Source organism: Steroidobacter sp., assembly GCF_016790065.1.
Classification (GTDB): Bacteria; Pseudomonadota; Gammaproteobacteria; order Steroidobacterales; family Steroidobacteraceae; genus Steroidobacter.
This window is the reverse complement of record NZ_JAEUPY010000776.1, coordinates 1-9318: the sequence shown is the minus strand read 5'-3', so window position 1 is coordinate 9318 and position 9318 is coordinate 1. Positions and strand designations below refer to the sequence as shown.

The 9318-nt window shown below is 61.7% G+C and carries 6 protein-coding genes and 1 pseudogene; 2 read left to right on the top strand and 5 right to left on the bottom strand.

The window, feature by feature from the left end; all coding sequences use genetic code 11:
• Positions 1–1462, bottom strand: a pseudogene (locus tag JNL55_RS31440) (hypothetical protein); the annotation flags it as partial.
• Between the two features lie 288 nt (positions 1463–1750).
• On the opposite strand from JNL55_RS31440, the gene JNL55_RS31435 reads away from it, so the two are divergent.
• Positions 1751–2890 (top strand): PepSY-associated TM helix domain-containing protein, encoded by a 1140-nt coding sequence (locus JNL55_RS31435; protein WP_293863915.1) that lies wholly within the window; start codon positions 1751–1753, stop codon positions 2888–2890.
• 34 nt (positions 2891–2924) lie between these two features.
• On the opposite strand, the gene JNL55_RS31430 is transcribed toward JNL55_RS31435, so the two are convergent.
• From JNL55_RS31430 to JNL55_RS31420, 3 genes are read right to left on the bottom strand one after another with little or no spacing between them, the layout of a single operon-like run.
• Positions 2925–4115 carry a carbohydrate porin gene (locus JNL55_RS31430; RefSeq protein ID WP_293863913.1) on the bottom strand — a complete coding sequence of 397 codons (1191 nt, stop codon included), beginning with the start codon at positions 4113–4115 and terminating at the stop codon, positions 2925–2927.
• Complete coding sequence (locus tag JNL55_RS31425; RefSeq protein ID WP_293863911.1) at positions 4112–5446, bottom strand: sensor histidine kinase; 1335 nt, start codon at positions 5444–5446, stop codon at positions 4112–4114. The genes JNL55_RS31430 and JNL55_RS31425 overlap by 4 nt, the downstream gene beginning before the upstream one ends.
• A 4-nt stretch (positions 5447–5450) precedes the next feature.
• Entirely contained in the window at positions 5451–6125 is a 675-nt protein-coding gene (locus JNL55_RS31420; protein ID WP_293863909.1) for a response regulator transcription factor, read from the bottom strand.
• 217 nt (positions 6126–6342) lie between these two features.
• On the opposite strand from JNL55_RS31420, the gene JNL55_RS31415 reads away from it, so the two are divergent.
• Positions 6343–7389 (top strand): right-handed parallel beta-helix repeat-containing protein, encoded by a 1047-nt coding sequence (locus JNL55_RS31415; protein ID WP_293863907.1) that lies wholly within the window; start codon positions 6343–6345, stop codon positions 7387–7389.
• 9 nt (positions 7390–7398) lie between these two features.
• On the opposite strand, the gene JNL55_RS31410 is transcribed toward JNL55_RS31415, so the two are convergent.
• On the bottom strand, positions 7399–9318 hold a 1920-nt coding region (locus JNL55_RS31410), incomplete at its 5' end, for an efflux RND transporter permease subunit (protein WP_293863905.1).

The window sequence follows — 9318 nt, the reverse complement described above, 5'->3', positions numbered from 1 at the left end:
TGTTGTTGTTTCGCAGGGTCACGTAGTAATGATTGTTGGCATCAGTGTAGCGGGCTACCAATCCGAACCACTTATCGCCAGCGACTGTCGAGTAGGCCGTCGGCTTGATGTCCGCTTCCACGGCTTGATTGGCGCGCGACGTGTTGCCCCACAATGACGTGGCATTGCCTGCGATGCTGGTTTGTCTGTAAACGCGGGAGCTGGCTGTGGTCGCCACGCTGTAGAGGCTGCCGGCTTGCGGTGTCCAGTCGGCTGCGTTGCCGTCCTCGAAGTTGTCTTGCAGCGTGGCGGGGACGGTGAGATCGGTGGGCAAGTCGTAGATGTAGACCGACTTGGCCTGAATGTTTCTGGTGACTACGCGCCGGCCGCTGATCTCGGCGGCGTAACCGAAACTCAGCGCCTCATCGCGATCGCTCGGCACCAGCTTGGCGACGTAACGGAACGTGCCATTGGTGTTGCGTTGAAAGACCGAGATCGAGCCCGTGTGCACACCGGTGCCGAGCAGGTCGTCTTCGGGTTGACTGACGATGGCCAGGCCGCTGCGCAACTCGATCTGCGCTGGTGTGCGCAACGTTAGATTGTCCGGTCGTAACAACGCACCGCTGTGGGACCAGTGACCGCTGGCATCTCTGGTGTACGCCTGCGGACCAAGGTCAGGCAGGCCGTCGCCGACCACCGCCGCGGGCAGCTGGATGGCCACTGGATCACCGAACGCGAACAGATTTCCTGACGGTGCCAGCAGGCGGGTCATCACAGGAGTGGTACCGAACGGGCCGTCGAAGATGCGCGCCGACGAAGGATTGGTACCGTCGCTGAACGTTGCAACGATGACCGCGTTGCCGGACACATCGACGTCGCCGCGCTCATCCTCATTCTCACAATCGGGAGTGGGCTCGCCGGGCGTGGTGCGAGCCAGCGTCCACGCGCCACTGGGGTTTTTGCGATAGCTGTTGGTGATCCAGTCGCACGTCCCGGCGCTCACTGTAATCGTGCCGCTGTCGACTTCGACATCCATGCCGTCGGTGACGATGGGCGAGGGCTTCGCGACCCAGGTGCTGCCGGAACGTTCGAAGATCCAACTGGCGCCTTCTCGAATGATGGCTGCGACGCCGCCTTGCATGTCCACATTCATCAATGGTTCGTCGCCGTCGGACAGCACCAGGTACTGCACCAGCCGGCGTACCAGCGTCCAACTGCCGTTGCTCTGGCGCTGGTACAACCAGGCGGAGTTGTCTTGCGATACGCCGGGGGTATTTTCGACGTCTTTTTGGCCGGTGGCGATCAACCAGTCGCCATCCACGGCGACGTTGATGGGCCAGATGTAACTGGCATCGGGCGTGGGGATCTTGGCGGTTTCTTCCAGGACTCGCGGTGCTGCAGTCGCGGCCCAGGACAAGAGTACGGCCGATGCACACGTCAATGTTTTGGCCCAGGATTTGGCCAGCTGTTGCGCGCCCGTCATTGGACACCCCCCACAATTCGTTACATTCGTTTGGAATGCGTTTGCTGTCGGCCAGACAGCAGGTGCGAAGTACACGTCCGGCGCCCAGGTGAAGTTCCTCGTCAACGGTGAAAACACCGTTGGTGTCCAGGGTGGGCAGCGAGTTGTAGGTGGGGGACTGCAGTCGCTGCACAGCCAGATGTTTTCAATTGTAATTTCGCCGGTCGCGTCAGGTCTCTGTCAGGCCTCAGCGGCTACGCTGCTGCATCGTTCTATTCTTCTCCTTCCCTAGTTTTATCCTCCAGGCGCATGGCTAAAAGCAGATTCTGGTTCCAGGCCCATTGGCTGGTCGGCATCACCGCGGGCGTAGTCCTCGCAGTGATGGGGTTCACGGGCGCGATGATGTCGTTTCAAGATCAGATCTTGGATGCATTGAACGGCGACGCGCGCCAGGTCGAAGTGAAGGGTGAGCGCTTGGCCATGCCGGTGCTGCTGACTCAGGCGCAGGCCGAGGCGGATCGTATCGGCGGGCGCGTGCGTCTCGTCTCGGTGCCGCCGCAAGGAGACGGCGCCATTCGGGTGTTGTTCCTGGCCGGCGATGACGAAGTCATCCGCTACCTGAATCCCTACACCGGCGATTGGCACAGCGGCGGCGCGACCGGCGAACATTTCTTCGAGCTGTTGGAAGAGATCCATCGCGGCTTCATTACCGATCGGCTGGCCGGCGATTCGGTCGGTCGGCGCATTTTCGATGCCTCGGCGATTTTGCTGGTTGGCCTGGTGCTCACCGGCTTGTATCTGCGTTGGCCGCGTCGATTCACCAACTGGCGCAATTGGTTCGTGATCGAGACGCGCTTGCGGGGCCGCGGTTTCCTGTATTCGATGCATGCCGTCATCGGCACTTATGTGTTGCCGCTATTGTTGGTTTCGGCGCTCACCGGTCTGTATTTCGCCTATGAGTGGTATGGCGACATGCTGGAGAAACTGACTGGTGTGCAGCCAGTGGTCGAGGCGGAGTTGAAGAGCAAGGAGCTGGTCGCTCCGGACGTGACGCAGGTGTGGAACTCAGTCGAGACGGTCACCGCCGGTCATGCCCTGGGCAAGATCGTGATCCGCTTGCCCAAGGCCGGTGACGAGCCGCTGCGCGTTCAGTACGTGGATGTGGGAGCTCCGTTGACCGACGTCAACACCATCAAAATCGATCCCAGCGACTCGCAGGTGTTGTCGCATCAGCGCTATGAAGACAAGCAGGCGGGCGGCAAGCTGCTTTCCAGCATGCTGGCCATTCACAAGGGCAGTTACTTCGGCCTGGTCGGCACCGTGCTGTTGATGCTGTCGAGCCTGGCGCTGCCGTTGTTCGTGATTACCGGCTGGATGATGTATCTGGATCGTCGGCGCGTCGAAGAGCGCGCTCGTAAGCGGCAGGCGGCCAGCGCGGCCGCCGCCTGATTCACTGATTTGAACCTCGAGACGAGGCGGGCACTCAGCCCGCCTCATTGCTCCAGCTGAACTCGAAACGCAGGCCCACCACCCAAGCGTCGTCCAGCGTCGGATTGGTCCCCGGATTGATGATGTATTGCAGGTCCGGCTGCAGCGCCAGCCACGGCAACGCCTGCACGCGATAGGTGAGTTCGATAGCAGTCTCGTGCCGCTCGAACGACGAGCCCAGCTCGGCTTGAGCATGACGATAGGGCTGGCCATTGGCGATGTTGCCCACCGCCAGACCCAACTGTTCCTCGCTCTCGGCGCTCGCCAACAGCGGCCCAGACCAAACCAGGCCGGCGCCAACGTAGCGAGAGATCTGGTGCACGTCACCGTCGGCGAAACCCACGCGAAGGAAGCCCGACAGCGAGCCTTCACCGCGCTCCAACAGCTTGCCTTCGGTGAGCGCATACACGCCCAGCGATTCGGTGCGACGCTGCAACTCTTCATCGTTGAAGTCGGTGGAACGGCCAGTGTGGCGCCACACGCCCACGATGGAACGATTCGATTCGGTGGGCCGCAGCGTCAGTTCGCCGACCAGCAGCGCGCCTTCGTCATCCTCGATGTCAAAGGTGGCAGCACGATTCGGGTGCGTCGGATCGCCCACGGTTCCTTCGAACGCTCCGAGGCGGATCTGTAACGCATCGTTGTAGTCCCAGCGCATCACCGTACCGAGGCCGGTGATCGGGAAGATGGACGGGCCGTTCTCGCCGACCTGGCTGAAGTCCGGACCGATGCCGTGCGAGCTGTTGACGAACAGCGCGCCGGTCTCGTTCACGTCCAACTCGCTGTTCAAGTCGATCAAGCCGAGCTTGATGGCGCCGGCTTCGAACGCACGCTCCACCCACGCTTCATACACGCGAGAGGCGCCTTCGGTATCGATGTTACTCACGGTCTGGATGTCGCCGACGATGCGATCCGACAGCGTGGGCTTGTTGTTGTACAGGCCCGAAACCAGGAACGTGGTGCCGCGCCAACCGAACGCGCGCTCGGCATCGAGCGTGGCGATGACGTCGATGTTGTCCAGATACGTGCCGTCGCGACGCGCGCCGCCGCTGAAGTTACGCCAGACTTCGCCGGTGTAAGCGGCTTCGAGCAGCAACGGCGGAGTATCCGCGTGCGACTCATTGCTCTCAGCCGTCATCGGCAGTCCCAGTGCCGCGATGATGGCCGGCACTCCCGCAGTTCTCATGTGATGCTCTCTTTGGTCCACTGAATAGTAAAGATGGCGCCACCGTCGGGCGCGTTGTCAGCTGTGATCGATGCGCCGTGGCGCGACAGAATGCTCTGCGCGATGGCCAGGCCGAGGCCGGCGCCGGCGCGGCCAGGTGCAGCACCTCGCCAGAATCTGCGAAACAACAGCTGAGCGTTTTCCGGTGAAAAGCCTGGGCCGCGATCCCGCACGATGAGCTTTGCGCCGGGACCGACGATGACGTCGATGGCGCGATCTCGCGGCGAGTGCGCGATGGCGTTGTCGATCAGATTGGTCAGCACGCGAGCCAGAGCTTCGGCATGACCTTTAACCGTCGGGCCGCCATGATCCATCAGCTCGATGTCACAGCCTCGAGCGACCGCGACCGGCAACATGCGGGCGACCACATCCCGTGACAGGGCGGCGAGATCCACCGTTTGATTGATCTGCGAGTCGAGTGTGTCGGCCAGTGCCAGATCGAGCATCTGATTGACCAGACGCGTCATGGCTGCCACGTCTTCGCGGAGTGCGTTCTTGGCCGGGCCAGGCTCGAGCGCTTCGACGCGAAGTTTCAAGATCGACAGCGGCGTGCGCATTTCGTGAGCCGCATCGGCCGTGAACGATTCCAGCGTGCGCATCGCTTGTTGAAGGCGATCCAACGCGCGATTCATCGCCAGTACTAGAGCGCGAACTTCGCGAGGCGTCGTTGGCGCCGACAGTCGCGTGTCCATGCGAGACGGATCCAATGCATCCACTTCATCGGCCGCTTGGGACAACGGCGCCAACATGCGGCGCACGATATAGACATTCAACAACAGCACCAGGATGGTGACTGGAGCGACCGGGACGATGACGTGCGTGTAGGCCTCGCGCACGAAGACCATGCCGAACAGCGGCAAGGATTCGCCGGTGATGCCCATCGACACCCACGAATCGTTATCCAGATGACGCGAGCCGTACAAAAGCACCGGTCCGCTGTCACGTTCCAGGCGCGTCCAGTTGTGATCGACCGGCACGGCCAGCGGTTTGAAAGTGTTCGTCTTTCGTGCCGCGTGTTCGTGGAGTAGCTGACGGTTGCTGTTGTGGACTGTAAAGGTCCAATCGTCGGCACCACGAGGCGGTGAGAGCTGCGCCAGCGCCTGAGCGGGGTCGCTGCTGTTGAGTGCATCGAACACACGCGCGGCTTGTCCGGTCACTAACTCATCGGCCAACTTGGGGCGCTTCATGCTGTACAGGAACAGCACGCCGATGATCTCGAACAATGAGACCAGGACCGCCGCCGCGACCAGGCGCACGGAAATCTGTCGGACCAGACTTGGGCCGGATTGCATCGCCTTAGCCCTGCTGAAAGACGGCGTAGCCGATGCCATGGGCTGTCCGCACCACGATGTTGGCGCCGGCGCCGCTCAAGCGTTTGCGGAGTCGTGAGACTGCGCTTTCCAAGGCGTTGGGCGTGACGTCCTCGCCGAAGGAGTAGAGCGATTCTTCGAGCTGGTTACGTCGAACCACTTGTTCCGAGCGTCGCAATAGTTGTTCGAGCAGGGCGACTTCACGCGGCGGGACGTCGATGCGTGTGTCATTCACGCTTACCGAGCGCGTCGTGCTATCGAGCGCCACGTTGCCAAGTTGCAAGACAACGCCGAGGGTGGCACCGGGTCGTCGCAACAGTGCGCGACAGCGAGCGGCGAGCTCGGCGATCTCGAATGGTTTGACCAGATAGTCGTCGGCGCCGCCGTCGAGGCCGATCAAGCGATCGTTGAGACCGCCGCGCGCGGTCAGAATCAGGATGGGAATGGAGTCGTTGGCTTGGCGCAGTTGCCGAACCAGGCTCATGCCATCGCCGTCGGGCAGGCCCAGATCCAACAGGATCAAGTCATAGCTGGCGGCATTGCGCGCGGCCAAGGCGTCTTTCAACGAGCCGCAACGATCGATGGCAAACCCCTGACGCGTCAGCCCGTCCTGCACCAGTTCCGCGAGCTGCGGATTGTCCTCAACTAGCAGAAGTCGCATGGCGCTAGCGGCGGCTGGCCAAAGGTGACGTGATCGCGATTCATTCTCAACAACAGCAATCTGAGGCTGTAAACCACGAAGCATAGGGCGATGCGGCTGACCAAGACCTGACCTTGGCGCTGCGGTGTGCGTTCGGCACCAGGCGGGGCCAACTTCGCATCTACGAGCATCGGCATGTTGCCAACATACTTGACTCACCTACCTAGTGAGAATCCGCATGCCTGTGTACTCGCGCTTGATTCCCGTGTTGCTGGTCGGCCTGGTGTCGGGCTGTTCGCCCAGTTCGCAGACCAATCCGCAGACCAGTGCGCCGCCGGTAGCCGCCGGGTCACCGTCGGTTGGGCCCAAGACCCATGTGGTGTGTCCGTCGCAGGCGGTGGCTGCCGATTGCGCGTTTTCCGGTGGCAGCGGCATCCAGGCGGCAGTTGATGCCGCCGCCGATGGCGACACTGTGCAGCTTCGGCCTGGCACATACACCGCGACCGGTGTGCGCGATGTGCCTTACAAGGTCCACACGATTCGCGGCTTCGTGGTGATCGATGGCAAGCGGTTGACTCTGGTCGGTGAGCCGGGCGCGGTGCTCGACGGCAGCACGGGCCCGCGGACCACCGGTGTGGTGATTCATCGCTCCAACGTCGAAGTGCGTGGCCTGACGCTCACCGGTTTCAAGTTCGAGATCGAAGAAGACGAGATCTACGAAGGCCACGGCATTTTCGCCATCGACAGTCAGGTGCGCGTGCGCGATGTGACTATCGAGAAGTATCAGAAGATGGGCCTGACCGGCCGCGGCCACACTGACTTGGATGCCGAGAACCTGCGCATCCTTGACGGGCACGTCGCCATTTGGATAGACGAGTACGCGCATCTTCGTCTGAGCAATGCTTTGATTCGCGGCAACGATTCTGCCGGCGTCGCTGCATACGGCAATTCGAGCGCGCACGTTGCCAACTCGGTGTTCGACGGCAATCTCGACGATGCGCTGTACGGCGAGCAGCACGCGAGCATCTACGCGACCAATTCGATCTTCCTGAAGAACAAGCCGTACGTGGCGCGCGCCACTGAGAACAGCCGAATCTGGGTGGGCTACAGCGGTCTATTCGGCAACGAAGGCGCGCTGTTCGCCAAGGACAAAGCAGCCGTCGCCAAGGGCGACAACTTCATCGAGACCGATCCCAAGCTGGATGCCGGCTATCGATATGCCGAGCAGTCGCCGCTGGCCGGCAAGGGCGATCCGAACTTTAGTGCCCAGATCGGTTTGCGGTAGGTCGTTGCGTTAGGACGGTTGCAAGCCATCGTCATAGTCGAGGTCGCTAGCGGTTGAACGCTGGCGACCGTCGAAGGACACGTACAGCACGGGTGTGATGAACAGCGTGATGAGCTGCGACATCAGCAGGCCGCCGACGACCACGATGCCAAGCGGCTGACGCATCTCGGCACCGGCGCCGAGGCCCAGCGCCATTGGCAACGCGCCCATGAGCGCGCACAACGTGGTCATCATGATGGGACGAAAGCGCAGCAGGCAGGCTTCGCGAATCGCCTGCGTGGCGCCGATGGGGCTACGACGTCGCAGCTCGATGGCGAAGTCGATCATCATGATGGCGTTCTTTTTCACGATGCCGATGAGTAGCAGTACGCCGATCATTGCGGTGACCGTCAGCTCCAAGCCGGCCAGTCGTAAGCTGAGCAAGGCGCCGAGTGCGGCCGACGGAATGCCCAGCAGAATCGTGACTGGGTGAATCCAGCTCTCGTACAACACGCCGAGCACCACATACACCACGCCCACAGCGATGGCGATCAACCACAGATTGGTGTGCTGGGATTGAGCGTAGAGCGAGGCCTGTCCGCCGAACTTGCCGAAGATGGTCGAGGGCATGCCGATGGCGGCGCGTGCTTGTTCGATGGCGGTGGCTGCATCGGACAACGATTTGCCATCGGCCAGCTCGAAGGAGAGGGTGATCGCGGGCAACTGCGACTCATGCTCGACCGCGAGCACGCCGGGTTCGCGGATCATGCGAGCGAATGCACTCAGCGGCACCAAGCCGCCAGTGCTGGCGCGGACATACAAGCGCGATAAATCGGTCTCGTCACGCCGCAGTTCCGGCGGCACCTCGAGAATGACTTGATACGTATCTGCCGGCGCATAGATCGACGACACCTGCCGCGTGCCGAAAGCAGAGTAGAGCGTGCTGCGGATGTTGCTCATATCGATGCCGAGCTGAGCGGCTCGCGCGTAGTCGATGTCGAGCGTGATCTGCAGACCTTCGCGTTCCAAATCGGTTTCGACTTCGGCGAACACGTCGGACTTGCGCAACTGTGCCAACAGCGCGTCGCTCCACTGATCCAGCTCCGCCGAGCCGACCGATTGCAACACGTATTGGTTGGCACTCGGTGAGCTGCCCGAGCCAACCTTCAAATTCTGCACCGGGCTGAAGTTCACACGCACGCCGGGAATGAAGTTGGTGTGCTCACGCAATTGCTTCAGCACTTCGGCCATCGCGGGCCGCTCGCTGCGATCCTTCAGGTCGATGGTGATGCGCGTAGTGTCATGGTCGACCTTGGATGCCATGGTGGCAATGGAGGGTTCTTTCAGCAGCACCTGTTGCAACTGGCGAACCACGGCCAGGCGGCCTTCGTACGACATGTCTTGCGGCGTGACGATCTTGGTTTCCAGTTGACCGAGATCTTCTTGCGGGAAGAAGCCTTTGGGCGAGATGACATACAGCCACACGGTCAAGACGACCGTCGCGGCGCCAACGAGGAGCACGGCTGCGCGGCGAGCCAGCGCCAGGTCGAGCATCCGGCCGTAGAACGTCGTCAACTTCGTTAGCATCGCTTCCGTGAGCTGAGCCCAGCGCGGTTCCCGCTGCCGCTTGCGATGTTTCAACAGCATCGGCACCAGCACGGGAATCAACGTCAGAGCCACGGCGGCCGACACCATGATGGACAGCGAGATCACGATGGCGAACTCGTGGAACAGCGCGCCCACTGTGCCCGGCAAGAAGAAAATGGGAATGAAGGCGGCCACCAGCGACAACGAGATGGACAACACAGTGAAGCCTACTTCGCCGGCGCCCCGAGTGGTGGCTTCCCGCAGCGGCATGCCTTCTTCGATGTGACGCATGATGTTTTCCAACACCACGATGGCATCGTCGACCACCAAGCCCACGGCAATGGTCAGGCCCATCAGCGAAAT

What these genes read in the sequence shown, in the direction of transcription:
- JNL55_RS31430 (WP_293863913.1), bottom strand. Translation starts at nt 4,115, where the DNA reads ATGAGAACTGCGGGAGTGCCGGCCATCATCGCGGCACTGGGACTGCCG.
- JNL55_RS31435 (WP_293863915.1), top strand. Translation starts at nt 1,751, where the DNA reads ATGGCTAAAAGCAGATTCTGGTTCCAGGCCCATTGGCTGGTCGGCATC.
- JNL55_RS31415 (WP_293863907.1), top strand. Translation starts at nt 6,343, where the DNA reads ATGCCTGTGTACTCGCGCTTGATTCCCGTGTTGCTGGTCGGCCTGGTG.
- JNL55_RS31425 (WP_293863911.1), bottom strand. Translation starts at nt 5,446, where the DNA reads ATGCAATCCGGCCCAAGTCTGGTCCGACAGATTTCCGTGCGCCTGGTC.
- JNL55_RS31420 (WP_293863909.1), bottom strand. Translation starts at nt 6,125, where the DNA reads ATGCGACTTCTGCTAGTTGAGGACAATCCGCAGCTCGCGGAACTGGTG.